Source organism: Diaphorobacter sp. B2A2W2 (assembly GCF_056730635.1).
Genome location: NZ_JBWZOR010000001.1, coordinates 289,758 through 315,919, shown reverse-complemented (window position 1 = coordinate 315,919; position 26,162 = coordinate 289,758). Strand labels below are relative to the sequence as shown.

The following is a 26,162-nucleotide window of genomic DNA, read 5'->3' as shown; positions in this document are numbered from 1 at the left end:
TCAGGCGCGATCGCGCAGGACTTGGACACCCGTGGCCTCGGCGCAATGGTTGCAGCAGAAGATGCGCTCTCCCGCCTGCACGCCGTGGCCGATGATGGCCACCTCGCAGTGCCCGCACCGCGGCGCCAGGCGCGAAATAGCGCACTCAAAGCTGTCGAAGGTGTGCGGCTTGCCGTCCAGAATCACATCGAACGTGCGGTCGTAGGTATTGCCGCAGGTTTCGCACTGCTTGGCCATGGGAAGTCCTTTCTTGCAACGGATTGGCCTTCAGTGTGGAAAACGCGCAGGCGCCGGGCTGTAGGACCAGCCGCCGTACCGGGGAAGGCGCGCCTGCGCAATGCGTGGCTGGGCGGTACTGCCGACCTGGGCAGGATGCGACGCCCAAGCGATGAGGGTCCGCCCTATTTCTGCCCTTGTCCTACAGCCGGGCATTTTTCCCAGGCGCAGAGTGGATCGATGCGGATCCTTCGAGGACGGCGCTCTACCGGGCAGCCCTTGCTCCTGCTGAATACACCGCGGCGGCGCCGTCCACCGCGGAGTCCGCGTGCCGGGGCGGGCCGTCCGCGCCCGCCGTCACACACCATGATCCCTGGATGAGGAGCCCCGTATGAGCAGTCCTCCCATCTTCGAACAACTGCAAGCCAAAGCCTCGCAATGGTGCTCGGAATATGGGCGCTACAAGGAGGAATGCCGCGTGTTCGCGGAGCACATGCGCGTGGAGTACATCGAATACCTGGGCGCGCGGTCGGCGGACATTGAGTTCCACGTTCTGAATGAAAACCTGGAACGCATGAAGGACGAGGGAACCACCCTCTCGCCCCGCTTGCAGCCGGGAGACGATGGCTTCATCTACTTCGGTCTCACGATCGTCTTCAAGATGAACCACGGATGTCTGGATGAGCATGTGCGCATCGGCGTGCAGCGCGTGCGCAACCAATGGCGTGTGCGCTGGAACCAGACGGAGATGGCGTATGGAGACCCGCCGCACCTCGCCTTCTTTCAGAAGGTGACCGCGCTCATCGAAGCCAAGTTCTCCACACCCTTTCACAAGCAGCGGGGTGCGCTGGGGTTCATTCCCGTGGTCAGCAACGACCACCTGGCGCTGCTGCCGCCCGCAGAGCTGCGCATTGCAGCGGAGGCCGACGCGCCCACCGCAGAAAGTGGCGGCCAGCCCGCCAAGGGGTAAGCGCCACCACGGCCTCAGCGCAACCGATTCCGACCTCTCCGTCGGAATCTTCTTACCTGTGCATGCAAATCCAGCGGCCTAGAGTGAATTGGCAGCGATTCACTGTCGCCGCTTGTTCATTTCCCCCTTCACGCAGGAGCTTACGCATGCCCAGCCCTACCTCCCAACGTCCTGCCAGCCGAGATCAGCGCGCCGGCACCCCGCCCCAGGCCACCAGCCAGGGCGGGCGGGGATTTGCCTGCATGGACCCCGAGCGCCGGCGCGAGACGGCCTCGCAAGGCGGGCGCGCGGCCCATGCCTCGGGCAATGCGCACGAGTTCACCTCCGCCGGGGCACGCGCAGCAGGCGCCAAGAGCCACGGGGGCACCCACGCTTCCCGCGGCGCCGGCCAGAGCAACCCTCGCCGCAGCAGCGACCGCTGACGCGCACTGGCCAGCAGGGCCGGGCCCGCCATGGCGCGTGCCCGGCCCTGTGGTTTCCAGCCCGTCATTTCAGCCACTTTTTATGCTGGAGCCAACGCCATGGAAACCGCCGCCCGTCATTGCCACATCACGCCGCTTTGCCCCGATCCCGAACTTCCCCACTGGAAATCCCTGGGCTGAGCAGCAGTCCTCTCTCTTTCTGAACCTTCCACGGAGCCTTCTCATGAATACACCGGCCAGCCAGACGCCCTCCTCGCCCACCGCCGACGAGACCCAGCAACAACAGCGGGACATACAGCAGCAGCAAGACCAAAAAGACGCCGCCAAGTCCTCAGGCGACACCCAGCAATCGCAGAAGGCGGCACCCGGCCCGGGCCGCGAGGAGCCCGCTCCACCCATGCCGGACCAGCATCTGCAAAAGCCCGGGCATGAACATGCCATGGAGCTTCAGCCCCGTTTCGACGCGCCCCACTACAAGGGCAGTGGCAAACTGCAGGGCATGGCGGCCCTGATCACGGGGGGCGACTCCGGCATTGGCCGCGCGGTCGCGCTGCTGTTTGCCCGCGAGGGTGCCGACGTCGCCATCGTCTACCTGAGCGCCGACCAGGACGCACAGGAGACCGCCCGCCTGGTGCAGGCGGAAGGCCGTCAATGTGTGGTCATCCGGGGTGACGTGAAAGACGCGGCGTTTTGCCGCGACGCGGTGAAGCAGGCCGTGGCCCAGCTCGGCAAGCTGAACATCCTGGTGAACAACGCCGCATTCCAGGAACACGCGGAATCGCTGACGGACATCACCGAGGAACGGCTGGACGAAACCTTCCGCACGAATATCTACGGCTACTTCCACATGACCACGGCCGCGCTGCCGCACTTGTCGCGCGGCGACGCGATCATCAACACCGGCTCCGTCACCGGCCTGCGGGGCAGCAAGAAGCTGCTGGACTATTCGGCCACCAAGGGGGCCATCCATGCCTTCACCAAAGCCCTGGCACACAACCTGGCGGAAAAGGGCATCCGCGTGAATGCGGTGGCCCCGGGGCCGGTATGGACGCCGCTGAACCCGGCGGACCAATCGTCCAAGGACATCGTTCACTTCGGCGAGAAGACGCACCTGGGCCGGCCGGCACAGCCCGAGGAGATTTCTCCAGCCTACGTGTTCCTGGCAGCGCCGTGCTGCTCCAGCTACATCACCGGGATCGTGCTGCCCATTACCGGCAACGCGGGGGACGGCGCCTGATGCGTCTGATGCGCATGCGCTGTGTTTCCAGTCATCGCAGGGCACCTACCCGCCGATAGGACCGGTCCTACCGACTCGCGTGCACCGCAACCGAAGAATGAATCACGCACATCAGGTTTTGTGCGCCCTTCACACCACCACTTCAGGAGAAATCGATGCCCAACAACAACCCGCAAGGCCACAACCAGTACACGGAGAACTCGAACCAGCGCAAGAGCCAGAGCCGCCAGGGTGGCGCCACGGCCAGCGGTCAGAACTCCACGCGATCGCAAGGCGATTCGAACGCGAAAAGCGGTTCATCCAACCGCAGTTCAAAGCAGCGCTGAGCGTTTTCAGCCCCCTCTTCCACCCCCTTTTTTTCAGGAGTACGCAATGGCATACCGAGACAACGACGAACGCAATTACCGCCAAGACCGCAGCCGTGACGATCATGACAATCGCATGGGCCGCGGCGGGCGCGAATCCCAGCAAGGCGGCGGCTACCGCGGCGGGGACGACCGGGAGCGCTATGCATCCTATGGCCAGGAAGGCAGCGGCTCCCAGCGCTCCCAGCGCGAGTGGGCCGGCGACTACCAGGGCATGCAACAGCAGCGCCCTTATGAGGAAAACTACCGCGACCGCTACGAGGCGGGTTATGACAGCGACTTCCGCGCAGGGTCGCGATCAGGCCAGGGCTACCAGGGCGGTGCCGGCTATGGCGGCGACTTTGGCGCAGGCGGGCAGCAGCAGGGTATGTATGGCGGCAACAACCCGATGCAGGGCTCGTACGGCCGCGGCTACCGCGGCGCTCAAGGCTATGGCGCCCAGGGGGGCGTGGGTCAGAGCGGCTACGGGGGGTACGGTTCGCAGGGGTACGGCTCCCAAGGCCAGGGTTATGAAGGCCATCGCGACGCGGACTTTGGTTCGCAGTACTCCGGCACCGGCGGAGAGCAGCGCGGGCGCTTTCAGAACGACCCCGACTACCACCAGTGGCGCCAGGACCAATTGCGCCAACTGGATGACGATTACGACTCCTGGCGCAAGGAGCGCTATGAAAAGTTTGCCGATGACTTCAACACCTGGCGCACCTCGCGCGGCGGCACCGGGCAAAAGAGCAGCGGCAGCAACAGCGCTACCTCATCCAGCCAGGGCACGTCGGGCAAGAACAAAGAGCAAGGTTGATCCTCGATGATCCCCTGGTCCGCAAGGGCCCCCGCATGCGGGGGCCTTTTTCTGTATGCCGCAGCGTGCCCTAGCCTGCCGCTGGTTTACCTGGGACCAGCGACGCCGCCTCGCGCTGGCCCACGTCTTTCAGGAAGGCCCACACCGCCTGCATGCGCGCCAGGTGCTTGGCCTCGGCCGGCATGCTCATCCAGAAGGTGCGTGTGAACTCGGCCTCGTGGGGCAGCACGCGCGCAAGTACAGGGTCACGGTCGGCCAGGAATGCGGGCAGCACGGCCAGGCCCGCGCCGGCGCGCACGGCCTCGTACTGCGCAGTGATGCTGGTGCTGCGCAGCGCAAAACGCTCGGGCGGGTAGAGCTGGTCGATGAACTGCAGCTCTTTCGTGAACAGCAGATCGTCCACGTAGCTGATGAAGGCGTGGTGGCGCAGGTCTTCACGCTTAGCCACCAGCGGTCTGCGCGCCAAGTACTCGCGCTGGCCGTAGAGACGCAGGGTGTAGTCGGCGAGTTTGGTGACGATCACCGAGCCGCGCTTGGGCCGCTCCAGGGAGATCACGATGTCCGCCTCGCGCCGGCTCAGGTGCAGCATGCGCGGCAGAGCCAGCAGGTCGATGGACAAGTGCGGGTGCTTCTGTGTGAGCCGCGCCAGGTGCGGCGCCAGCACCACCGTGCCAAAACCCTCGGTGGCACCCACGCGCACCAGTCCGGAGGGGCCCGCGCCCGGGGAGTTGGCGGGCGATGCGCGCTCCACCCCCAGCACGGCGGCCTCCATGGCCTCGACGGCGGGCAGCAGGTGGCGGCCGGTTTCCGTCAGCCGGTGTCCCGCTGCCTCGCGGGCGAACAGCGGCGCACCCATCTGTTTTTCCAGCGCCTGGATGCGCCGCGCCACTGTCGTGTGTTCCACGCCCGTGCGGCGCGCGGCCCCTGCCAGCGTGCCGGTGCGCGCCAGCTCCAGGAAGTAGCGCAAATTGTCCCAATCCATACGGCTCCTCTGCGGTGATGTGCAAATTTGCAAAGCCAAGGTGCGTGATTGTCTATTGCCTACGCAATTTCGCACAACTACGATGCAGCCCATGCCAAGTCGGCACTTGCCGTGCCGGCTTCATTGCAGACCACCCCAGGACCCCCAGGAGACAACCATGGACGCATCCACCTCCCAGGCCGTGAAGGCCCCCACCGTCAAGCTGCTGATCGGCGGCCAGTTCGTCGAGTCCAAGACCACCCAGTGGCGTGACGTGGTCAATCCCGCCACGCAACAGGTGCTGGCGCGCGTGCCTTTCGCCACGCCCGACGAGATCAACGCCGCCGTGGCCTCTGCCAAGGACGCCTTCAAGACCTGGAAGAAGACCCCCATCGGCACGCGCGCGCGCATCTTCCTGAAGCTGCAGCAGCTCATCCGCGAGAACATGAAGGAACTGGCCGCCCTGCTGACGGCCGAGCAAGGCAAGACCTTGCCCGACGCCGAAGGCGACGTGTTCCGCGGCCTGGAAGTGGTGGAGCACGCGGCCAACATCGGCACGCTACAGCTGGGCGAGCTGGCCAACAACGTGGCCAACGGCGTGGACACCTATTCCATCATGCAGCCGCTGGGCGTGTGCGCCGGCATCACGCCGTTCAACTTCCCCGCGATGATCCCGCTGTGGATGTTCCCCATGGCCATCGCCACGGGCAACACCTTCGTGCTCAAGCCCTCCGAGCAGGACCCCATGGTCACCATGCGCCTGTGCGAACTGGCGCTGGAGGCCGGCATCCCCGCCGGCGTGCTGAACGTGGTGCATGGCGGCGAAGACGCCGTGAACGCCATCTGCGACCACCCCGACATCAAGGCCATCAGCTTCGTGGGCTCCACCAAGGTGGGCACCCATGTGTACAACCGCGCCAGCCTCAACGGCAAGCGCGTGCAATGCATGATGGGTGCGAAGAACCACGCCATCGTCATGCCTGACGCCAACAAGGAGCAGACGCTGAACGCCCTGGCCGGCGCCGCCTTCGGCGCAGCAGGACAGCGCTGCATGGCCCTGTCGGTCGCCGTGCTGGTGGGCGAGGCGCGCAACTGGATCCCCGAGCTGGTCGAGAAGGCCAAGACGCTGAAGGTGTCCGCCGGCACCGAGCCCGGCACCGACGTGGGCCCGCTGGTGAGCTGCGCCGCGCTGTCGCGCGTGGAGGGCCTGATCGAGCGCGGCATTGCCGACGGTGCCACGCTGGAACTGGACGGCCGCAAGCCCCAGGTGGCGGGCTACGACAAGGGCAACTTCGTCGGCCCCACGATCTTCAGCGGTGTGAAGCCCGGCATGAGCGTGTACGACCAGGAAATCTTCGGCCCCGTGCTGTGCCTGGCCGGCGCCGAGGACATCGACGAGGCCATCGAGTTCATCAACGCCAACCCCAACGGCAACGGCACGGCCATCTTCACGCAGTCCGGCGCGGCCGCGCGCAAGTTCCAGGAAGACATCGACGTGGGCCAGGTGGGCATCAACGTGCCGATCCCCGTGCCCGTGCCGCTGTTCTCGTTCACCGGCAGCCGCGCCTCCAAGCTGGGCGACCTGGGCCCCTACGGCAAGCAGGTGGTGCTGTTCTACACGCAGACCAAGACCGTCACGGCGCGCTGGTTTGACGACAGCACCACCAGCCACGGCGTGAACACCACCATCAGCCTGAAGTAAGCGGCGCCGCGCGGTGCGCGCATGGTGAAATCACAGGCATGACCCGATGCGTGAAACCCCATGCCGCCCGCCTGCGCACCTTGGCCGCTGCGTGCGCCCTGTTGGCTGCCACCCAGGTACAGGCGCAGGCCGGCGCTGCCTGCCGCCCCGGCGGCACGGTGGATGAGACCAACGCCTGCGCCGTGCAGCGCTACCAGGAGGCGGACACCGCCACTCAGATTCTGTATGGCGATGTGATGCGTGCCCTGTCGGCCCACGAGCGCCCTGCCCTGCGCCAGGACCACGCCGCCTGGCAGCGCACGCGCGCCGCGCAGTGCAAGCAGGCGCAGCGCGCGGCGGAGTCCCGCCCCGAATGGCCGCGGCTGTACCACGACTGCCTGACGGTCCATACCCAGGCGCGGCGCGACGCCCTGATGCACTGGCTGCACCATGGCGAGGCGCCGCAGCCCACGACGAACAAGCCATAAGACGCATAAGAGAAGGAGACACCCGCCATGGACTTTGAACTCAGCGAAGACCAGCGCGCTTTTGCCGACACCGCGCGCCAGTTCGCCCAGGCGGAGCTGGCGCCCCACGCCGCCGAGTGGGATGCGCAGGGCATCTTCCCCCGCGAGGCTATTTGCCGTGCGGGCGAACTGGGCTTTTGCGGCCTGTACGCGCCCGAGAGCGCCGGTGGCCTGGCCCTGCCGCGCCTGGACGCCACGCTGGTGTTCGAGGAACTGGCGGCCGTGGACCCCAGCACCACCGCCTTCATCACCATCCACAACATGGCCACCTGGATGCTGGGCACCTGGGCCACGGATGCCGTGCGCGCCGAATGGGGCGAGGCACTCACCAGCGGGCAAAAGCTCGCCAGCTACTGCCTGACCGAGCCCGGCGCGGGGTCCGACGCCGCCTCCATCAAGACGCGCGCGGAACTGGTCGGCAACGAGTACGTCATCAACGGCAGCAAGGCCTTCATCAGCGGTGCGGGCAGCACCGACGTGCTGGTGCTCATGGCACGCACCGGCGACGCGCAATCCGGCGCGGGCGGCATCAGCGCCTTTGCCGTGCCCGCGAACCTGCCCGGCATCCACTACGGCAAGAAGGAAGAAAAGATGGGCTGGAACAGCCAGCCCACGCGCCAGATCAGCTTTGACAACGTGCGCATCCCCGCCAACCACCTGCTGGGCCAGGAAGGCGAAGGCTTCAAGATCGCCATGAAGGGGCTGGACGGCGGGCGCATCAACATTGCCACCTGCTCGGTCGGCGCCGCGCAAGGCGCACTGCAGCACGCCCAGCGCTACATGCAAGACCGCAAGCAGTTCGGCAAGCCGATCGCCAGCTTCCAGGCGCTGCAGTTCAAGCTGGCCGACATGGCCACCGAGCTGGTGGCTGCGCGCCAGATGGTGCGGCTGGCCGCCAGCAAACTTGACGCAGGCGCGCGCGATGCCTCCACCTACTGCGCCATGGCCAAACGCTTTGCCACCGACGTGGGCTTCAACGTGGTGAACGAGGCGCTGCAGCTGCACGGCGGCTACGGCTACATCCGCGAATACCCGCTGGAGCGCCTGCTGCGCGACGCGCGCGTGCACCAGATCCTGGAAGGCACCAACGAGATCATGCGCGTCATCATCGGCCGGCGCATGCTGGACGGCGACGCGCCGGAGGTGATCCGTTGACATTCAAAAACCATAGCTGCTCGCGCTGGATGGACAAGCGCTAGAGGCCTATTTGACTCCAAACCCACCATGCCTGCCCGCCCCCTGTCCGACGAAGCGCTGCACCTGATCGCCGCCGTGCGCGACGCACTGGGCGAGCGGCTGAACGCGCAGGTGGAGGTAGAGGAGCGCACGCTCTTTGGCTGCCACGCCTTCATGGTGGACGGCAAACTTTGCCTGGGCGTGAAGGGCGAAGAGCTGTTGGTGCGCCTGCCGCCGCAGCAGCACGACGCAACCGCAGAAACCCCTGGCGTGCGTGAACTGGACCCGCGTGGCGGCATGGCCGGCTACTTCTGGCTGGAGCCTGCCGCCTACGCCACGCGCGCCCAGTGGGAGCACTGGATCGACACCGCCCTCGCCTTCAACCCGCTTGCCAAGGCCTCGCCCCGGCGGGCGAAGGCGGCCACAAACCGCAGCAAGGGCACGCGATCATGATTGAAGGCATTTTGGCCCGTAGAGCCCGTCCATCAAGCGCTAACAGCTATCAAAATAATAGTTCCCATCACACACCACAGGAGACAACCACCATGCAAATCGCATTCATTGGGCTGGGCAACATGGGCGCCCCCATGGCCATCAACCTGCACAAGGCCGGCCACAGCGTGAAGGCCTTCGACCTGAGCGCTGACGCGCTTGCCAAGGTCAAGGCCGAGGGCTTGCAGGTCGCCGCCAGCGCGCAGGACGCCGTGCAGGGCGCCGAGGCCGTCGTCACCATGCTGCCCGCCAGCCAGCACGTGGAAGGCCTGTTCCTGGGCAACGGCAACCTGCTGGCCAGCATCGCCAAGGGCACGCTGGTGATCGACAGCTCCACCATCGCCGCCGCCACCAGCCAGAAGGTGGCCAAGGCGGCCGAGGCCGCCGGCATCGACTTCATCGACGCCCCCGTCTCCGGTGGCACCGGCGGCGCCATCGCCGGCACCCTCACCTTCATGGTGGGCGGCACCGACGCGCAACTGCAGCGCGCACGTCCCCTGCTGGAAAAAATGGGCGCCAACATCTTCCACGCCGGCGCCGTGGGCGCGGGCCAGACGGCCAAGATCTGCAACAACATGCTGCTGGGCATCCTGATGGTGGGCACCAGCGAAGCCATCGCGCTGGGCGTCGCCAACGGCCTGGACCCCAAGGTGCTGAGCGAAATCATGCGCCGCAGCTCCGGCGGCAACTGGGCACTGGAAAAGTACAACCCCTTCCCCGGCGTGCACGAGAACGCCCCCGCCAGCAAGGGGTACGCGGGCGGCTTCGGCACCGATCTGATGTTGAAAGATTTGGGCCTGGCCCAGGAAAACGCCATCGCCACCAAGGCCAGCACCCCGCTGGGCGGCATGGCGCGCGCAATCTACGCGGCGCACAGCATTGCGGGGCACGGGGGGGATGATTTCTCCAGCGTGATCAAGATGGTGCAGAAGAAGGGCTGACGCAGGCTTTCCGGCATGCCTTCTGCAAACAGGCGCTGTGACTAGCGTTGCAGCGCCTTTTTTTATTTTGAGCAGAGTGCCTTGCTGCGATCTCAAACTAGGCAGGTAGTAGGTAGGTGCTCATTCATCTATGGCCTCTTTCGACGCAACGCGGGCGAGTTGGACCGCTGACATCATCGACGGATCCTGAAAAATACCCGCTTCACCCGGAGCGGGCATCTTTCGATGCAGTTGGTCTTGGGTACGGTCTCGCGGGACCAGGGCGCGCGGCTTGGCGCGAGATCGTCGCAGCGTACCCCCGAAAACAGAGGTAGTGAGGAATTTCAGACACGACACAGCACCTCCTCCCGAAAAGCCCTGCCCGCTGGTCCAAGTACGCGATCGCGCCGATGCGCAACATAGGCCTGTTCACGGGCTTCCCCTGCGGGGCCGAGGTTGCTGGCAACGAGTCGCAGAAGTCGAGCGTCGCGCAGCGCGGTTTCGACTGTCCATAGGGGCAGGCGGCCCCAGCCCACGCCCGCCTCAATTAACGCCTGCTTCGCTTCCTGCGTACCGACGCGCCACGTCCGGGGAGACAGCACATTGAAGTCACGCCTCGCGGACAGCGGGGTGGGATCGATCAGGACGACCTGCAGGTGCTCGCCAATATCGTCCGCGCTCAGACGCTTGCGCGCGCGCAGCGACGCACCCAGCCGGTGGCTGGATGACACGACGGGCACGATCGGGACCGTCGTCAGCGGCTCCTTCTTGACCCGCGGATCGTGCAGATCGTTGCCGACCGTGATGGCCACGGAACAGCGGCCCTCGAGCAATGCGTCGAGTGGACCGCCAAGCGGGGCGACTTGCAGTTGGACACGGACGCTCGGATACCGCGCGTGCACGGCCTGCAATGCGGCACAGGCCAGGGGCAGCGGAAACAGCGTGTCGACGATGACGGATAACTCCAGCTCCAGCCCTTGGCTCACGCCCTGGGCGCGAGCGCGCATGGTGTCCACCTTTAGCAGCACCGCGCGTGCGTCCTCTAGCAGCGCGGTTCCGGCAGGCGTCAAAACCGGCCTGCGCCCGTCGCGGTCGAAGAGCGCAATACCCAACTCCTGCTCCAGGCTCGCCACCGCGTGGCTGACGGCCGACTGCGCTCGTCGCAAGCGGGCAGCGCCGGCGCGAAAGCCGCCCGCTTCGGCGATGGCCACAAAAGTTCGTAATTGACCCAGTGTGAGGGCGTCGATCATTGATCCACTCTTTAGATCACTTTGAGCGAAATTATGTGACTTTCATTGATCGGACGTTGGACCCATAGTCGCACAACCAACTCAAAAGAAAGGAATTCAGGATGCCTATCCGTCCACGTGTGCTGGTTCTGTACTACTCCTCGTACGGGCACGTCGAAACCCTGGCGCAGGCCGTGCGCGACGGTGCGCGCGAGGCGGGCGCGCAGGCCGACCTCAAACGCGTGCCGGAACTCGTGCCTCCATCGGTTGCGGAGCGGGCTGGCTATCGGCTCGAACAGGCCGCACCGGTCGCCCGGGTCGAAGAGCTGGCCGACTACGACGCGATCCTGTTCGGCACGCCGACGCGCTTTGGCACGATGGCCGCCCAGATGAAGAACTTCTTGGACCAGGCCGGTGGCCTCTGGGCACGCGACGCGCTCGTCGGCAAGGTAGGCAGCGTCTTCACATCCACGGGCTCGCAGCACGGCGGTCAGGAAGCCACGCTGCTCACGACGCACGTGGTGCTGCTGCACCTGGGCATGCTGCTGGTCGGCCTCCCCTATACCTTCAAGGGGCAGAACCGCATGGACGAAGTGACCGGAGGCAGCCCCTATGGCGCTTCGACGATCGCCGATGATGGCGAAGGTGGCAACCGCCTGCCGAGCCCGAACGAGCTGGAAGGCGCGCGCTTCCAGGGCGCGCACGTCGCTCGCGTCACCCATGATTTGTTGCTCGGCCGGCTCCACCGGGAAGCGGCATGACGCGTGCGCTCCCGACGTCGCCCTGGCCCGCTACCTTGTTGCTGGTCGGGGCTGGCATTGTCTCGGCCGTACAGGTGGGCAAGGCGCCCGCCGCGTTGCAGGCTGTGCAGACGGCGCTGGCCATGCCGCTATCGCAAGCCGCGTGGCTGCTGTCCGCCTTCGGCGTCGTCGGGGCGATGTTCGGTATCGCCATCGGACTGGTGGCAGATCGGCTCGGCGCGCGCCGCGCACTGATCGCCGGCCTGCTCCTGCAGGGCGTCGCATCGGCCGCTGGCGCCATGGCCCAAGGCCCCGTGCTGCTGATCACAAGCCGCGTCGTGGAGGGCGTTGGCTTCCTTGGTGCGATCGTGGCGGCCCCCGCCCTCATTGCACACATCGCGCGGGGACGCGGCGCCTCTGGCCCGTTGGGTGCCTGGAGCACCTTCATGCCGGTTGGCATGGCACTCATCCTCTTTGCGTCCCCCTGCCTGCTCTTGTACGGCTGGCGCGCGCTGTGGTGGGTGGGCAGCGCCGCCGCCCTGGTCTTCGCCTGCGCCGTGGCGTTGCACGCGCCCCATGTAGCGGCTGCGCGGGACAACGCAAGCACCGCGGCTTTGCTGCGCCAAACGCTGCTGGCGCGGGGGCCAATCTGCCTGCTGCTGCTGTTCATGCTCTATGCCGGGGCATGGTTTGCTCTGTTCGGGCTGCTGCCGGTCGTCCTGCAGGACGGGCTGGCGCCCTCGCCGGCTCGGGCGAACGCGCTCACTGCGCTTGCCATCGGCGCGGGTGCAGTGGGCAACCTGCTGGGCGGGGCGCTGGTTGCGCACGGGGCACGACCGTCTTCTGCCTTGGCCTGGGCATTCGGTGCCAGCGCAGTGCTTGCGTTGGTCGTGGCGACAGCACCGCTCGGCCCCGCGTGGCGTTTCGGCCTGGTCGTAGTCTTTGCAGTGATTTCTGGAATCGTGCCTCCCGCGCTTTTCGCGGAGGCTCCGTCACAGGCACCGCATCCCAATGCAGTGGGTGCGACCCTGGGAATGATGATGCAGGGCAACAACCTGGGCCTGGTCGCGGGTCCACCCGCCGCAGCCGCCCTCACCGCAGCAGGCGGATGGCCCGCGTTGGGAGCTGGGGTCGCCGCCGCCGCCCTCGCGGCCGTCGCGGTGGCGTGGTGGTTGCTGCCGCGAACCGAACGCAGCCTGGAAGCACCTTGGAGTCGAATCTCGCATGACCACCGATAGACAAACCAGCCCCATCCTTCTTCGCAATACCCTGGCTTTTGACCGGCAACATGTGGCCGAATTCAAGCGCGCCATCGTCAACGCGGTCGAGTTTGCAAATCAGCACGCCCCACAGTTGATGGTTCAGACTTACGTCGACGATGAGAACGGCCTCTGCTACAGCTTCCAGCTGTTTCAAGACTCCGAAGCGGTTCTCCGCCATTGGCAAGTGTCTGACCCCAGCATTGCCGAGGTGATGAAGTACTGCGTCATCCGCAGCTTGGAGGTTTATGGCGACGCCAGCAAAGCCGTGCGTGACGGGATTCTGAACGCAGTCGGTGACGCCAGCGTTTCCTTCACGCCGGCATTTGTCGGGTTCTCTCGCCTTGGTTGAAGCGGGCTAACAATGCCCTGGCTTTGCTCCTCTACCGAAACTCTTTATAAAACAATCGGTTAGATAGAAATTCAAGCCATCGCCATCCACTCTTGTACGCAATGGCGGGCCAGCGCCGTCACCCAGCAGGGCTTCTCCGGTACGAAGGCAATCCCGTACCGCGGGCTGACCAGAAACCCGGCGCGGTCGAATGCCCGGTCATCGCTCGATTGCACAAACGCGGCCAGGTCACGGAACGGCACGGCCACGGTGCCCAGGTGCAGCGCCTCCGCGCGGGCGGTCACCTCTTCCAGTCGGCCACTGTCCTGAAAGCGGTAGACCACGTCGCCATAGTCCAGCGCGGTCAGGCCGACGTTGTTGCGCGACTCGCTGCGTGGCTGGCCGTGGGCGCGGATGATGTCGCCGCGCGTGGCGGTGAGGGGTACAACATTCACGCTTTCGTAGGGTTGCAGGTGCATGGTCGATTCTGTGGCGGCGCGGCGGCGCGCAGCAACCGGGGGCGTGTATCGAACCGTGAGGCGCAACACGCGCGTATATTGCCCCGTGTTGCCGTTGGCGGGCCGTAAGCACCCCGCAATGGTTCAGCATGAAAATGCCGCCCAGCACGCGTCTGAAAAGCGCGGGCAGCTATCAAAATCGAAGTTCTTTCAACCACCCTCCTCCTTTGACTGCGATGACAGCCTCCACCGACTTCGCCCCCATGCCCGATGCCGCCGGCTTCTTTGGCCCCTACGGCGGGCAGCTTGTGCCGCCGCACCTGAAAGCCGCCATGGACGACATCGCCGCGGCCTATGCCGAGATCACGCAGCGCAAGGACTTTCAGGACGAGCTGGCACAGCTGTTTGCCGATTACGTGGGCCGGCCCAGCCCGATCTTTCATGCCAAGCGGCTTTCGGGCCTGCTGGGCGGCGCGCAGATCCACCTCAAGCGCGAGGACCTGAACCACACCGGCGCGCACAAGATCAACCACTGCCTGGGCGAGGCGCTGCTGGCCAAGTTCATGGGCAAGAAAAAGGTGATCGCCGAGACGGGCGCCGGCCAGCACGGTGTGGCGCTGGCCACGGCCTGTGCGCTGGTGGGCATCCCGTGCGAGATCCACATGGGCCAGGTGGACATCGAGAAGGAGCACCCCAACGTCACCAAGATGCGCATCCTGGGCTGCAAGCTGGTGGCGGTGACGCGCGGCGCGGCCACGCTGAAGGAGGCGGTGGACAGCGCCTTCGAGGAGTACCTGACCAACCCCACCGACTACCTGTACGCCATCGGCTCGGTGGTGGGGCCGCACCCGTTCCCGATGATGGTGCGCGACTTCCAGAGCATCATCGGCCGCGAGGCGCGCGAGCAGTTCCAGGCCAGACACGGCCGCCTGCCCGACTACGTGACCGCCTGCGTGGGCGGCGGCAGCAATGCCATGGGCATGTTCACCGCCTTCCTGGGCGATACCGATGTGAAGCTGGTGGGCGTGGAGCCCTCGGGCGAAGGCACCGACAAGCCCGGCCGGCACGCGGCCACGCTGAGCATGGGCCAGCCCGGTGAGATCCACGGCATGAAGTGCTATGTGCTGGAGGATGCGCCGGGCGTGCCCGCCGCCGTGCACAGCATTGCCTCGGGCCTGGACTACCCCGGCGTGGGCCCGCAGCACAGCTATCTGAAGGACATTGGCCGCGTGCAGTACGAAGCCGTGACCGACAAGGAATGTCTGGACGCGTTCATGCAGCTGTCGCGCGTGGAAGGGATCATCCCCGCGCTGGAGAGCGCCCATGCCGTGGCCTGGGCCATCCGCGTGGCGCCCACGCTGCCTCAGGACCAGCACATCCTGGTCAACCTGTCGGGCCGCGGCGACAAGGATGCGGATTACGTCGCCAAGGTGCTGGGGCTTTGACGGGCGGGCGCGGCGCGTGTTCTGCCATCATGCCGCCCTTGATTCACTGAACTGAGAGAACCTGACCATGGCACTGCCACCCAACAAGCAACGCAGCCGCCGCCTTCGCAAGAAGATGCGCGTGGCCGAGTTTCAGGAATTCGGCTTCGAGTACGAGCTGAAGGTCAAGCAGGAGCTGACGCCCGAGCAAGAGGAGGCGCTGATGGACCGCTTCGTGCGGGACCTGCTGGTGCCCCGCAATCTGGCGGCCGCCGGCTGGGTGCGCGAAGGCTTCGTGACGGCCTTCGTGCGCGGCTCCGCCACCGAGGACGACCGCCAAGCCACACAGGCCTGGCTGGCTGCACAGCCCGAGGTGGCCGAGGCCACGGTGAGCGAGCTGAAGGACGCCTGGTACGTGCAAGACTGAGCCGCGCGCCACAGGGTAGCCGCGCAGCGCTGGGCTGGCTTCAGCCAGAAGGTTTTAAGCCTTTTTTGGCCTCTAGCCTTTGACCAACAAGCGCCAGCAGCTATCAGAACAGAAGCGAAACAGCCGCCAACCCCCACGGGGGTGGCGGCTGTTGCCGTTGATGCGGTGCGTTTGTGCAAACGGGGCGGTTGGCTCAGCCTTCCGTGATCCCTGCGGCCCTGATGACCTGGGCCGCACGGGGCGGCCCCTGCCCTGTGGCGGGCGGCCGCCACGGGGACATTCGCACTCAGACAGCGCCGCGCGCCTCCACGTAAAGCGCGTAGATCGAATGGCTGCTGGCCATGAACAGGCGGTTGTTCTTGGCACCCCCAAAACACAGGTTGGCACAACGCTCAGGCAGCCGGATGTGGCCAATGGCTTTGCCTTCGGGGTTGAAGACCATCACGCCATCCAGGTCCGCCGGGTTGGCGCCCACGGCGCCGTTGCTGCCCCACCCGCACCAGAGGTTGCCGAACTCGTCGCACTTGATGCCGTCCAGGGCACCCGGGCCGCCCGCGTCGATGTGCAGACGCTTGCCGGACAGCCGCCCGCCCGGGCCCACGTCGTAGGCCCACACCACGCGATGCGGCTGGTGGCGGCCCTCGACGATGTAGAGCACCTTCTCATCGGGCGAAAAGCACAGGCCATTGGCACCCGCCAGGTCGCCCAGTACCTGGCTGACCTTTGCGCCGCCCGGGTCGATGCGGTAGACGCCGTGCGGCAGCTCTGGCGCGGCCTTTTCGCCCTCCCAATGACCGGCGATGCCGAACGGCGGGTCGGTGAACCAGACCGCGCCGTCCTTGCTGCAAATGATGTCGTTGGGTGAGTTGAAGCGCTTGCCGTTGTAGCCATCGGCCAGCACGGTGATGCTTCCGTCGTACTCGGTGCGCGTGATACGGCGCGTCAGGTGCTCGCAGGTCAGCAGCCGGCCCTGGCGGTCGCGCGCGAGGCCGTTGGAAAAGTTGGAGGGCTGGCGGAATACGCCCCACGCACCGCTGGCCTCATCCCAGCGCATGATGCGGTTGTTCGGAATGTCGGATACCAGCAGGTAGCGCCCGTCTCCGAACCACACGGGCCCTTCGGCCCAACGCATGCCGGTGGCAATCTGCTCCACGCTGCTGCTGTAGATGCGGTACTTGGCGAACTGCGGGTCCAGCACTTGCACCGATGGGTCGGGGTAACGCTGCTGGGGCTTGAATTCAAAACTCTGCGCCGTGGCAGCACCTGCGGCCGTGGCGGCCACCGCGCCGGCCAGGAAATGGCGCCGCGTGGCAACGCTGGGCGCCGCATTCTTCTTGTGAGGCATTTCGGGATCTCCGTTGTGGGTTTTGCCCGGGTTGGGTCGAACAAGCAGGTCAGGTCACCGGCGCCGGGTTGAACAGCACGAGCTGGTTGGCCAGCTTCCAGTGCTCGGCCCAGGTCTTTTTACGGCCGCTGGCCACGTCGAGCATGAGGTGGAATAACTCCCAGCCCACGTCTTCGATGGTGGCCTGCCCGTCTGCGATGCGGCCGGCGTTCACATCCATCAGGTCGTGCCAACGCCGGGCCAAATCGCTGCGCGTGGCTACCTTGATCACCGGCACCTGCGCAAGCCCATAAGGCGTGCCGCGCCCCGTGGTGAACACATGCAGGTTCATGCCCGCCGCCAGTTGCAGCGTGCCGCAGATGAAGTCGCTGGCGGGGGTGGCCGCGTAGAGCAAACCTTTTTGCGTCGCCTTTTCGCCCGGAGCCACCACGCCGGCGATGGGCGCGCTACCGCTCTTGACGATGGAGCCCATGGCCTTCTCGACGATGTTCGACAGGCCCCCCTTCTTGTTGCCCGGCGTGGTGTTGGCACTGCGGTCCACGCGGCCGCGTGCCAGGTAGGCGTCGTACCAGACCATCTGGTCGATCAGGGCCTGCGCCACCTCGGGCGTGGCCGCACGTGCGGTGAGCTGGTCGATGCCGTCACGCACCTCGGTCACCTCGCTGAACATCACCGTGGCGCCGGCGCGCACCAGCAAATCGGTGCAAAAGCCCACGGCCGGGTTGGCGGTCACGCCGCTGAAGGCATCGCTGCCGCCGCACTGCACGCCCACCACCAGTTCGCTGGCAGGCACCGTCTCGCGCCGACGTGCGTTCAGGCGCTTCAGGTGCTCGTCGGCCTGGCGCAGGATGGAGTCGACCATGGACATAAAGCCCACATGGGCTTCGTCCTGCAGACACACCACGTCCAGCGGTGCCTCCTGCAAGGTGCGCTGGTCCACCAGAGCAATGGTGCCAGGCGGCATGAGGCGCTCGGGCTGCAGCTTCTCGCAGCCCAGGCTGACCACCATCACCTCGCCGCCGAAGTTCGGGTTGAGGCTGATGTTGCGCAGCGTGCGGATGGGTACCGCCGCGTCCGGCGCGTCGATGGCGACACCGCAGCCGTAGCCATGCTCCAGCGCCACCACGTCGTCCACGTTCGGGTACTTGGGCAGCAACTCGGCCTTGATACGCTGCACGGCAAAGTCCGTCACCCCGGCCACGCACTGCACCGTCTGGGTGATTGCAAGGATGTTGCGCGTGCCCACGGAGCCATCGGCGTTGCGGTAACCCTCGAAGGTGTAGCCCGCCAGCGGCTCCATCGGCGTCGGCCTGGCGGTGGCGATGGGCAGGCCGTCCAGCGCACGCGCATCGGGCATCTGCAACAGGCGCTCGTGCACCCAGCTGCCAGCCGCTATGAACTTGAGGGCATAGCCGATGACCACGTTGTAGCGGCGCACGGCACCGCCCTCGGGAATGTCTTCCAGCGCCACCTTGTGCGCCTGCGGCACCTTGTCCACCAGCACCTGGCCGCCGGGCAGCCGGGTGCCAGCAGGCAGGCCGCCATCGTTGGCCACAATGGCGACGTTGTCGGCCGGGTGCATGGCGATGCAAAGCGGGGCTTGTGTACTCATACCAATGTCTTTTCCAGTTTCCATGGCGCTACGGCCGCCCGCGGGCGACGAAGCTGACGCCTGCAACCAGGTTGCCGTGCAAGAGCTACCCGGCAACGGGGCGGCATCTCCGTTAGCGAAAGGCGTGCGGCCGCTCAGGGGTCATTCCGCCTTTATGCCTGCGGCCTTGATCACCTGCGCCCACTTGGCCACCTCGGCTTTCTGGAATGTGGCCAGTTCGGCGGGCGTCATGGTGGATGGCACCATGCCGAAGGCTTTGAGGCGCGCCTGGACTTCCGGGGTGGCGACGATCTTCATGATCTCGGCGTGCAGTCGGTCCACGATGGGCTTGGGTGCGCCGGCGGGCGCGAACACGGCCTGCCAGGAGCCCATGTCGAAGCCTTTTTCTCCGGCTTCGGCAATGGTGGGCACGTCGGGCAGCGACTCCACGCGTTTGGAGCTGGTCACGGCGATGGGGCGCAGCTTGCCCGACTGGATGTGCGGGCCTACGACCAGGGCGGTGTCGAACATCATGTCCACCTGGCCACCGATCACGTCCTGCACCGCCGGGCCGCTGCCCTTGTATGGCACATGCGTGAACTTCACGCCCGTCTGATAGGCCAGCAGCTCCAGCGCCATGTGGTTGGAGGTGCCGCTGCCGGGCGACGCCGAGGACAGGCCGCCCGCCGCGGCCTTGGCCTTGCTGGCGGCGAGCACTTCCGCAAGCGTCTTGTACGGGCTGGCGGCGGGCACCACCAGCACAAGAGGGCCTGAGCCCAACATGGCAATCGGTGTGAAGGACTTGACGGGGTCGTAGTCCAGCTTGGGGTACAGGCTCACGTTGATGGCGTGCGAGCTGATGGTGCCGCCAAGGATGGTGTAGCCGTCGGCGGGCGCGCGCGCGGCGATGGCCGATCCCACGCTGCCGCCCGCGCCGCCCTTGTTGTCGATGACCACGGGCGTGCCCAGGGCCTGGCCCAGAGGCTGGGCTACCACGCGAGCCAGCGTGTCGGTATTACCGCCGGGTGGAAAGGGCACCAGGTAGGTGATGGCCTTGCCCGCGGGCCAAGTGCCCTGCGCTGCCGCAGGCAAGGGGGTCAATGCGCTGCCCAGCAGCAAGGCGCTGGCGGCGGCGAGGGAGCTTTTGATCAAGGTGCGGCGTTGCATGGGGGATGTCTCCTGGTTGGATGGAAAGGACTCAGAAACGTGGCTGGCGGCCAGTGAAGTCGGGGTCGTACTTGCGCATCTGCCCGAGGTCGTCGCGGTTGCGGATGCCGCAGTGCAGGTAGTTGTCGTGCAGGCTGGCCAGCGCCTCGCGATCCAGCGTGACGCCCAGGCCCGCCGTCGTAGGCACGCGCAGGCTGCCCTGTTCGAATTGCAGGCGGCCGCCTTCGACGACCTCCTCGTCCTGCCACGGGTAGTGCGTGTCGCAGGCATAGGTGAGCTGCGGCACGCTGGCACACAGGTGCGTCATGGCGACGAGGCTGATGCCCAGGTGGGAGTTGCTGTGCATGGACAGACCCAGGTCGAAGGTCTTGCACAGCGTGGCCAGCCGTTGCGTGGCACGCAGACCGCCCCAGTAGTGGTGGTCGCTGAGCACGATCTTCACCGGGCAGCCGAGGTCGACGTTGCGGCGGAATTCGGCAAAGTCGGTGACCACCATGTTGGTGGCCAGCGGCACATCGCCTTCGCGCTCCATCGCGCGCGCCACGGCAGCCATGCCCTCCAGGCCAGGGGCCGGGTCTTCGTAATACTCCAGCACGCCACGCAGTTGCTGCACTACCTTCAGGCTGGTCTGTACCGTCCAGTTGGCGTTGGGGTCGATGCGCAACGGCATACCCGGAAAGGCCTGGGCCAGCGCCAGGATGCCGGCCGCCTCCTGGTCGGGCGGCAAGGCGCCGGCCTTGAGCTTGATGCTCTGGAAGCCGTACTGGGCGATCATGCGCCGCGCCTGGGCGACGAGTTGCGCGGGCGTGAGTGCCTCGCCCCAGGCATCCGGCGTATAGGGCTGGTCGATGTGTTCGGCGTATTTGTAGAACAGGTAGGCCGAGAAGGGAACGCTGTCGCGCGCCGCGCCGCCCAGCAGATCCACGACCGGGGCCTGGGCCAACTGGCCTTGCAGGTCCATCGTCGCCACTTCAAACGCGCTGATGACCTTGGCCACGGTCTTGGATACATGCGTGCCCGGTGCCAGCGACACCTGCTGCCCCAGGAATTCCGAGGCCGTCTGTGCGGGCGGTGCGACCAGGGCCGCCACGCGCTGCTCCATTGCATTGAGCGCCCAGGGGGACAGACCCACCAGGGCGGGCGCCGCCTTGGCCAATGCGTCCAGCATGGGCTGGTCGCCATAGCTCTCGTTGATGCCCACCAGACCCGAGGCGGTCTCGATCTCGATGATGGAGCGCAGGACCCAGGGCTCGTGGATGCCGGCCGCATTGAGCAGCGGCGGATCGCGGAAGGCAATGGGCGTGATGCGGATGTGGCGGATCGCGTGGGAGGTGCTCATCTTCGTGCGTTGAGAGGGGCATCCGTGCCGGCATTTCAGGGTGCGGCTCGAATAAGAGATATGTTGTCTGATAACGTGCAACGAATTATGATCACATCCATGAACACGCCCTCCACGGGATTACCCGAATCCATCGCGTCCGCAGCCCAGCACGCCTCTTCACTGCGCGGCAGAGCGGGCCGCAGCGCAGGGCGCAGCCTGGCAAAGGTGCTGTTCGATGAATTTGAAAGCAAGATTCGCCAAGGCCTGCTGCGCGAAGGCGACAAGCTGCCCACGGAATCGGAGCTGGTGCAGGGCTACGATGTGAGTCGCACGGTTGTGCGCGAGGCGCTGTCCAAGCTGCAGGCCGCCGGCATGGTGGAGACCCGACACGGCATCGGCACCTTCGTACTGCCACCCCGTAGCGGCGGCATGTTCTTCCTGGACCCCTCCGAGTTGGCCGAGTCCGTGGACGTGCTGGCCGTGCTGGAGCTGCGCATCAGCCTGGAGACCGAGTCGGCTGGGCTGGCCGCGCAACGCCGTACTGAGGGGCAATTGCAGGCCATGCGTGCCGCACTGGATGACTTTGCGCAGAGCACGCAACTGGGCGAAGACACGGTAGCCCACGACTTTCGCTTTCACCTGCAGATTGCCCAGGCCACCGGTAACCGCTATTTTGCGGACATCATGAACCACCTGGGCACCACGCTGATTCCGCGCACCCGCGTGGGCACCGCGCGCAGCTCCCCGCCGAATGACGGCTACCTGCAGCGCGTGAACCGAGAGCACGAAGAGATCTACATGGCGATTGCGCGCAAGGATGCTGAATCCGCCCGCGCGGCCATGCGCGTGCACCTGACCAACAGCCGCGAACGGCTGCGCCAGGCTCAGGAAGCGGCCGCCGCGGCGGCCGCCCTGCCCGCCTGAGCCCCTTTCACAAGCCATCCACTGAAAAATTTGCGCTGAAACGTTTGTTGTTCTTTTGTTGATGTTGTACGATGACGTATAACTTAACCCACACAACCACAGGAGACATCGCATGACTTTGACCCGCCGCCTTGCCCTCGCCTGCGCCGCGCTGGCCTGCAGCACCACCCTAGTTCACGCCGCAGACAACTGGCCCAGCCGTCCGCTCAAGATCGTCGTGCCCTACCCGCCGGGCGGCAGTTCGGACATCATTGCCCGCTCGATCAGCCAGCAGTTGTCCGAGTCGCTCAAGCAGCCGGTGATCGTCGAGAACAAGCCCGGTGCGAACGGCAATCTGGGCGCCGACATCGTGGCCAAGTCGTCGCCTGACGGCTACACGCTGCTGTTGTGCGATCTGGGCGCGCTGGCCATCAGCCCGTCAATCTATACCAAGCTGCCCTTCAATCCGTCCAAGGATCTGCGCGGCGCTGCCATGCTGGCGTATTCGCCCCACCTGTTGGTGGTGCACCCTTCCGTCAAGGCCAACAACCTGAAGGAACTGGTGGAGCTGTCCAAAACCAGCGACCTGAACTTCGCCGTCACGGCCACCGGCAGCGCACCGCACCTGGCGGGTGTGGAGTTGGCCCGCGCCACGGGCGCCAAGTGGGTCTACGTGCCCTACAAGGGCGGCGTGCAGTCGGTGCAGGACACGGTGGCCGGCCAGACGCAGGTGCTGATGAACGGCATGCTGGCCACCTATCCCCATGTGCAAAGCGGCAAGCTCAAGCTGCTGGGTGTGTCCAAGCGCGAGCGCATGCCGCTCATCGGCAGCTCTCCCACCATTGCCGAGCAGGGCGTGGCGGGCTTCGAAACCGGCTCGTGGCAAGGCGTGATGCTGCCCGCAGGAACACCGCCGGCCATCACCAAGCGCATTGGCGAGGCCCTGGTGGCCGCCATCCGTACGCCCGATGTGCGCTCACGCCTCACGGGCCAGGGCGCCGAAGTGGTGACCCTGTCCCCGTCGGAAGTGGACAGCTTCTTTGCCAGCGAACGCGCCCGTTGGGCCAAGGTCGTGCAGCAAGAGAAGCTGCAGCTGGACTGAATGCGCAGCGCTGACCGCGCCCCGATTTCCCTTCTTTAACCCCACGTCGCCAACCTGCCGCGCAGCGGCTTTGAAAGAAAGACTGAGATGACTCCCCAAGACCTGAAGAACGTGATGAGTTCCGGCCTGCTGTCGTTCCCCATCACCGACTTCCATGACAACGGCGACTTCAATGCCAAGGGCTATGCCGAGCGCCTGGAGTGGCTCGCTCCGTTCGGCGCCAGCGCATTGTTTGCTGCGGGCGGTACGGGCGAGTACTTCTCGCTCACGGCCAGCGAATATCCGCAGATCATCCAGACGGCGGTAAACACCTGCCGCGGCAAGGTGCCCATCATTGCCGGTGCGGGCGGCCCCACGCGCTTTGCCATCGAATGCGCGCAGGCCGCCGAGAAGGCCGGCGCGCACGGCATCCTGCTCATGCCCCACTACATGACAGAAGCCAGCCAGGAAGGCCTGGCAGCCCACGTGGAAGCCGTGTGCAAGAGCGTGAATTTCGGCGTGATCATCTACAACCGCGGCATCACCCGCTACACGCCGGAAACCGTTGCCCGCCTGTGCGAGCGCAACCCGAACCTGGTCGGCTTCAAGGATGGCGTGGGCGACATCGAGGGCATGGCCTCCATGTTCCTGGCCATGGGCGACCGCCTGGCCTACCTGGGCGGCCTGCCCACGGCCGAGGTCTATGCCGCCGCCTACAAGGCACTGGGCACGCCGGTGTATTCGTCCGCCGTGTTCAACTTCATCCCGAAGACGGCCATGCGTTTCTACGAAGCGGTGAAGAACGACGACCAGGCCACGCAACACCAGTTGCTCAAGGACTTCTTCATGCCTTACCTGAAGATCCGCAACCGCAGCGCCGGCTACGCGGTGAGCATCATCAAAGCCGGCGCCAAGATCGTCGGCCACCCCGCCGGCCCCGTGCGTGCGCCGCTGGCCGACTTGCAGGCTGAAGAGATCGAGATGCTGGCCGAACTGATCCGCAAGGTCGAGCCTGTCTGATGCCTTTTGGCCCCGCCCAGCGTTGGCGGGGCTGCTCATCCCGGCACATAAAGATCCAAGGAGCACCCCATGAAAAAAGTCCTCGTGGCCCTCGCGGCCAGCGTGGCCCTGTCTGCCGTGGCCGCCTGGCCGGAAAAGAGCGTGAACATCGTCGTACCGTTCCCGCCCGGCGGCTCCACCGACACGATTGCCCGCGCCATGGCCCAGCACATGGGCGAGAAACTGGGCCAGGCATTCGTGGTGGACAACCGCCCTGGCGCCACCGGCACCATTGGCGCCACGGCGGTCAAGCGCGCCGCGCCAGACGGCTACACGCTGCTCGTGGCCTCGCTCGGCCCCTACGTGATCGCGCCGCATCTGGTGAAGAACGTGCCCTATGACGCAGTCAAGGACTTCGACTACCTGTCTCTGCCCGTGCAAGCGCCCAATGTGCTCGTCGCCTCGCCCGCGCAGAAGGCACGTACGCTGGCCGAGGTGGTGGCTGCGCTCAAGGCGCAACCTGGCAAGATCAGCTTTGCCAGCTCTGGCAATGGCTCGTCGGACCACCTCTCGGCCGAGCTGTTCTGGCAGCAAAGCGGCACCACGGGCGTGCATGTGCCCTACAAGGGTGGCGCACCGGCCATCAACGATCTGCTGGGTGGACAGGTGGATTTCTCGTTCCAGAACGTGAACGCGGTGCTGCCGCACATCCGTGCCGGTAAGTTGACGGCCATCGCCGTCACGGGCGACAAGCGCTCCCCCGTTCTGCCCGACGTGCCCACGCTGGCCGAGGCCGGTGTGAAAGGGGCCGAGATCTATTCCTGGCAAGGAATGGCCGCGCCCAAGGGCTTGCCCGCGGATGTGAAGAAGAAGCTGGCGGACGTAGCCATCCAGGCCATCAATGAGCCGACGCTGAAGAAGCGCCTAACGGACCAGGGCATGGAGATCGTTGCCAACACCCCCGAGGAATTCACGGCCTTCCAAGCGCGCGAGTACGCGCGCTGGAAGACGCTCATCGAAGCCCGCAAAATCAGCATCGACTGATTGCCACGCCCTCTCGACGTCCGCGCCGCAGTTGCCGGTGCGGGCGCCCTCTTGCCTCTGCCGCCCCCATGACACATCGCCCTCCCCGCATCCTCCAGTACGGCCGCATGCCATTGCCCGCACTGGACCACGAACTGGCCGCCCAGTTCGACGTGACCGTGCTCAGCGAGCAGCCAGACCGGGCCGGCTTCCTGGCCGCGCACGGTGCAGATTTCGAATGCGTGGTGACTTCCGCCGCCATGGGCCTGCCGGGCGACGTGGTGCGCGCCCTGCCCCGCCTGCGGTTCGTCAGCAGCTTTGGCGTGGGCTTTGACGCACTGGACCAGGCTGCGCTGCTGGAGTGCGGCGCACGCGTGGGCTATACGCCCGGTGTGCTGGACGACTGCGTGGCCGACATGGCCTTCGCCCTGCTGCTGGACGCAGCGCGCAGCCTGTCCGCGGCCGACCGCTTCGTGCGCCGCGGTGATTGGAGCCGCCAGCGCTTTGGCGTGCACACGCGCGCCAGCGGCAAGCGCCTGGGCATCTTCGGCATGGGGCGCATCGGCGCTGCCGTGGCGCGCCGCGCCGCGGGCTTTGACATGCAGGTGGGCTACCACAACCGCCGGCCGGTGGAGGGCTCGCCTCATCAGTACCTGCCGTCGCTGATGGAACTGGCGCGCTGGGCGGACTTCCTCGTCATCACCGCTGCGGGCGGAGACAGCACGCGCCACCTGGTGAATGCCGAGGTGCTGGACGCGCTGGGCCCGCAGGGGTTCCTGGTCAACGTCGCGCGCGGCAGCGTGGTGGACGAGGCCGCGCTGGCCGCCGCCCTGCAGCAGCGGCGGATTGCCGGCGCCGGTCTGGACGTGTTCGAGGACGAGCCCCACCCGCTGCCAGCACTGCTCGCATTGGACAACGTCGTCCTGGCCCCCCACATCGCCAGCGGTACCCAGGAGACCCGCCGTGCCATGGCCGACCTGGTGCTGCAAAACCTGCACAGCTGCCTTGCCACGGGCGTGCCGGTGCAGGAAGTGCCCTGGTCGGCGGCTGCGGCCCGGCAGGCGCACTCCGCCTGACGTCCGGGCCATTTTCATCTCCGTT

Annotated in this window: 28 protein-coding genes; 20 read left to right on the top strand and 8 right to left on the bottom strand. The window is 66.2% G+C overall.

The annotated features are described in order from the left end of the window. On the bottom strand, window positions 1–237 hold the full coding sequence (locus tag AC1PPL_RS01475) for a hypothetical protein (protein WP_479972443.1): 237 nt from the start codon (window positions 235–237) through the stop codon (window positions 1–3). Window positions 238–607: 370 nt separating this feature from the next. Between AC1PPL_RS01475 and AC1PPL_RS01470 the strand changes: the two genes are divergently transcribed. The 5 genes from AC1PPL_RS01470 (at window position 608) to AC1PPL_RS01450 (ending at window position 4,006) form a co-directional block, all read left to right on the top strand. After that, window positions 608–1,186: a hypothetical protein gene (locus AC1PPL_RS01470; protein WP_015913346.1), complete on the top strand. Its 579-nt coding sequence runs from the start codon at window positions 608–610 to the stop codon at window positions 1,184–1,186. A 146-nt stretch (window positions 1,187–1,332) separates the two neighbouring features. Beyond that, window positions 1,333–1,608 (top strand): KGG domain-containing protein, encoded by a 276-nt coding sequence (locus tag AC1PPL_RS01465; RefSeq protein WP_479972442.1) that lies wholly within the window; start codon window positions 1,333–1,335, stop codon window positions 1,606–1,608. Window positions 1,609–1,831: 223 nt separating this feature from the next. Next, on the top strand, window positions 1,832–2,845 hold the full coding sequence (locus tag AC1PPL_RS01460) for an SDR family oxidoreductase (protein WP_479972441.1): 1,014 nt from the start codon (window positions 1,832–1,834) through the stop codon (window positions 2,843–2,845). A 155-nt stretch (window positions 2,846–3,000) separates the two neighbouring features. Next, the gene (locus tag AC1PPL_RS01455; RefSeq protein ID WP_187306019.1) at window positions 3,001–3,171 is read left to right on the top strand and encodes a hypothetical protein; all 171 of its coding nucleotides are present in this window, start codon (window positions 3,001–3,003) and stop codon (window positions 3,169–3,171) included. 46 nt (window positions 3,172–3,217) lie between these two features. Then, complete coding sequence (locus AC1PPL_RS01450) at window positions 3,218–4,006, top strand: hypothetical protein (protein ID WP_479972440.1); 789 nt, start codon at window positions 3,218–3,220, stop codon at window positions 4,004–4,006. Between the two features lie 70 nt (window positions 4,007–4,076). Here AC1PPL_RS01450 and AC1PPL_RS01445 read toward each other — a convergent pair whose 3' ends face one another. Continuing rightward, a complete protein-coding gene (locus AC1PPL_RS01445; protein ID WP_103737656.1) occupies window positions 4,077–4,988 on the bottom strand; it encodes a LysR family transcriptional regulator in 912 nt (303 codons plus the stop codon). Window positions 4,989–5,145: 157 nt separating this feature from the next. On the opposite strand from AC1PPL_RS01445, the gene AC1PPL_RS01440 reads away from it, so the two are divergent. From AC1PPL_RS01440 to mmsB, 5 genes are all read left to right on the top strand, one after another. Further along, complete coding sequence (locus AC1PPL_RS01440) at window positions 5,146–6,669, top strand: CoA-acylating methylmalonate-semialdehyde dehydrogenase (protein ID WP_088886774.1); 1,524 nt, start codon at window positions 5,146–5,148, stop codon at window positions 6,667–6,669. Window positions 6,670–6,707: 38 nt separating this feature from the next. After that, complete coding sequence (locus AC1PPL_RS01435; protein ID WP_088886775.1) at window positions 6,708–7,136, top strand: lysozyme inhibitor LprI family protein; 429 nt, start codon at window positions 6,708–6,710, stop codon at window positions 7,134–7,136. A 27-nt stretch (window positions 7,137–7,163) separates the two neighbouring features. Beyond that, window positions 7,164–8,330, top strand: a complete 1,167-nt coding sequence (locus AC1PPL_RS01430; RefSeq protein ID WP_088886776.1) for an acyl-CoA dehydrogenase family protein — start codon at window positions 7,164–7,166, stop codon at window positions 8,328–8,330. 69 nt (window positions 8,331–8,399) lie between these two features. After that, complete coding sequence (locus AC1PPL_RS01425; RefSeq protein ID WP_088886777.1) at window positions 8,400–8,804, top strand: TfoX/Sxy family protein; 405 nt, start codon at window positions 8,400–8,402, stop codon at window positions 8,802–8,804. Beyond that, window positions 8,801–9,784 (top strand): 3-hydroxyisobutyrate dehydrogenase, encoded by a 984-nt coding sequence (gene mmsB / locus AC1PPL_RS01420; RefSeq protein ID WP_228403714.1) that lies wholly within the window; start codon window positions 8,801–8,803, stop codon window positions 9,782–9,784. Before AC1PPL_RS01425 ends, mmsB begins: the two co-directional genes overlap by 4 nt. 323 nt (window positions 9,785–10,107) lie before the next feature. On the opposite strand, the gene AC1PPL_RS01415 is transcribed toward mmsB, so the two are convergent. After that, entirely contained in the window at window positions 10,108–11,013 is a 906-nt protein-coding gene (locus AC1PPL_RS01415) for a LysR family transcriptional regulator (RefSeq protein ID WP_088886779.1), read from the bottom strand. Window positions 11,014–11,114: 101 nt separating this feature from the next. On the opposite strand from AC1PPL_RS01415, the gene wrbA reads away from it, so the two are divergent. From wrbA to AC1PPL_RS01400, 3 genes are read left to right on the top strand one after another with little or no spacing between them, the layout of a single operon-like run. Continuing rightward, window positions 11,115–11,753: an NAD(P)H:quinone oxidoreductase gene (gene wrbA, locus AC1PPL_RS01410; RefSeq protein ID WP_088886780.1), complete on the top strand. Its 639-nt coding sequence runs from the start codon at window positions 11,115–11,117 to the stop codon at window positions 11,751–11,753. Next, window positions 11,750–12,970, top strand: a complete 1,221-nt coding sequence (locus AC1PPL_RS01405; protein WP_479972439.1) for an MFS transporter — start codon at window positions 11,750–11,752, stop codon at window positions 12,968–12,970. The genes wrbA and AC1PPL_RS01405 overlap by 4 nt, the downstream gene beginning before the upstream one ends. After that, window positions 12,957–13,343, top strand: coding sequence for a hypothetical protein (locus AC1PPL_RS01400; protein WP_088886782.1), 387 nt, complete (start codon window positions 12,957–12,959; stop codon window positions 13,341–13,343). Before AC1PPL_RS01405 ends, AC1PPL_RS01400 begins: the two co-directional genes overlap by 14 nt. Before the next feature lie 71 nt (window positions 13,344–13,414). Here AC1PPL_RS01400 and AC1PPL_RS01395 read toward each other — a convergent pair whose 3' ends face one another. Beyond that, window positions 13,415–13,801 carry a hypothetical protein gene (locus AC1PPL_RS01395; protein WP_479972438.1) on the bottom strand — a complete coding sequence of 129 codons (387 nt, stop codon included), beginning with the start codon at window positions 13,799–13,801 and terminating at the stop codon, window positions 13,415–13,417. A gap of 215 nt (window positions 13,802–14,016) precedes the next feature. Here AC1PPL_RS01395 and trpB point away from each other — a divergent pair, with 215 nt between their 5' ends. Then, window positions 14,017–15,225, top strand: coding sequence for a tryptophan synthase subunit beta (gene trpB, locus AC1PPL_RS01390; RefSeq protein WP_015913327.1), 1,209 nt, complete (start codon window positions 14,017–14,019; stop codon window positions 15,223–15,225). A gap of 67 nt (window positions 15,226–15,292) precedes the next feature. Next, the gene (locus AC1PPL_RS01385; protein ID WP_011805244.1) at window positions 15,293–15,631 is read left to right on the top strand and encodes a YggL family protein; all 339 of its coding nucleotides are present in this window, start codon (window positions 15,293–15,295) and stop codon (window positions 15,629–15,631) included. A gap of 286 nt (window positions 15,632–15,917) precedes the next feature. Here AC1PPL_RS01385 and AC1PPL_RS01380 read toward each other — a convergent pair whose 3' ends face one another. The 4 genes from AC1PPL_RS01380 to AC1PPL_RS01365 all read right to left on the bottom strand — a co-directional run bounded on the left by AC1PPL_RS01380 (window position 15,918) and on the right by AC1PPL_RS01365 (window position 21,073). Beyond that, window positions 15,918–16,976, bottom strand: a complete 1,059-nt coding sequence (locus tag AC1PPL_RS01380) for an SMP-30/gluconolactonase/LRE family protein (RefSeq protein ID WP_479972437.1) — start codon at window positions 16,974–16,976, stop codon at window positions 15,918–15,920. Between the two features lie 49 nt (window positions 16,977–17,025). Beyond that, the gene (gene garD, locus AC1PPL_RS01375; RefSeq protein ID WP_479972436.1) at window positions 17,026–18,588 is read right to left on the bottom strand and encodes a galactarate dehydratase; all 1,563 of its coding nucleotides are present in this window, start codon (window positions 18,586–18,588) and stop codon (window positions 17,026–17,028) included. A gap of 141 nt (window positions 18,589–18,729) precedes the next feature. After that, window positions 18,730–19,734, bottom strand: a complete 1,005-nt coding sequence (locus AC1PPL_RS01370; protein ID WP_479972435.1) for a Bug family tripartite tricarboxylate transporter substrate binding protein — start codon at window positions 19,732–19,734, stop codon at window positions 18,730–18,732. A 31-nt stretch (window positions 19,735–19,765) separates the two neighbouring features. Next, on the bottom strand, window positions 19,766–21,073 hold the full coding sequence (locus AC1PPL_RS01365) for a glucarate dehydratase family protein (RefSeq protein ID WP_479972434.1): 1,308 nt from the start codon (window positions 21,071–21,073) through the stop codon (window positions 19,766–19,768). 99 nt (window positions 21,074–21,172) lie between these two features. Between AC1PPL_RS01365 and AC1PPL_RS01360 the strand changes: the two genes are divergently transcribed. The 5 genes from AC1PPL_RS01360 to AC1PPL_RS01340 all read left to right on the top strand — a co-directional run bounded on the left by AC1PPL_RS01360 (window position 21,173) and on the right by AC1PPL_RS01340 (window position 26,137). Next, the gene (locus AC1PPL_RS01360; RefSeq protein ID WP_088888518.1) at window positions 21,173–21,979 is read left to right on the top strand and encodes a FadR/GntR family transcriptional regulator; all 807 of its coding nucleotides are present in this window, start codon (window positions 21,173–21,175) and stop codon (window positions 21,977–21,979) included. Window positions 21,980–22,091: 112 nt separating this feature from the next. Then, window positions 22,092–23,060 carry a Bug family tripartite tricarboxylate transporter substrate binding protein gene (locus tag AC1PPL_RS01355; RefSeq protein ID WP_088886786.1) on the top strand — a complete coding sequence of 323 codons (969 nt, stop codon included), beginning with the start codon at window positions 22,092–22,094 and terminating at the stop codon, window positions 23,058–23,060. Between the two features lie 87 nt (window positions 23,061–23,147). After that, window positions 23,148–24,059 (top strand): 5-dehydro-4-deoxyglucarate dehydratase, encoded by a 912-nt coding sequence (gene kdgD / locus AC1PPL_RS01350; RefSeq protein ID WP_011805237.1) that lies wholly within the window; start codon window positions 23,148–23,150, stop codon window positions 24,057–24,059. Between the two features lie 69 nt (window positions 24,060–24,128). Next, window positions 24,129–25,082: a Bug family tripartite tricarboxylate transporter substrate binding protein gene (locus AC1PPL_RS01345; protein ID WP_479972433.1), complete on the top strand. Its 954-nt coding sequence runs from the start codon at window positions 24,129–24,131 to the stop codon at window positions 25,080–25,082. A 68-nt stretch (window positions 25,083–25,150) separates the two neighbouring features. Further along, on the top strand, window positions 25,151–26,137 hold the full coding sequence (locus tag AC1PPL_RS01340; protein WP_479972432.1) for a 2-hydroxyacid dehydrogenase: 987 nt from the start codon (window positions 25,151–25,153) through the stop codon (window positions 26,135–26,137). Window positions 26,138–26,162 lie beyond the last annotated feature (25 nt).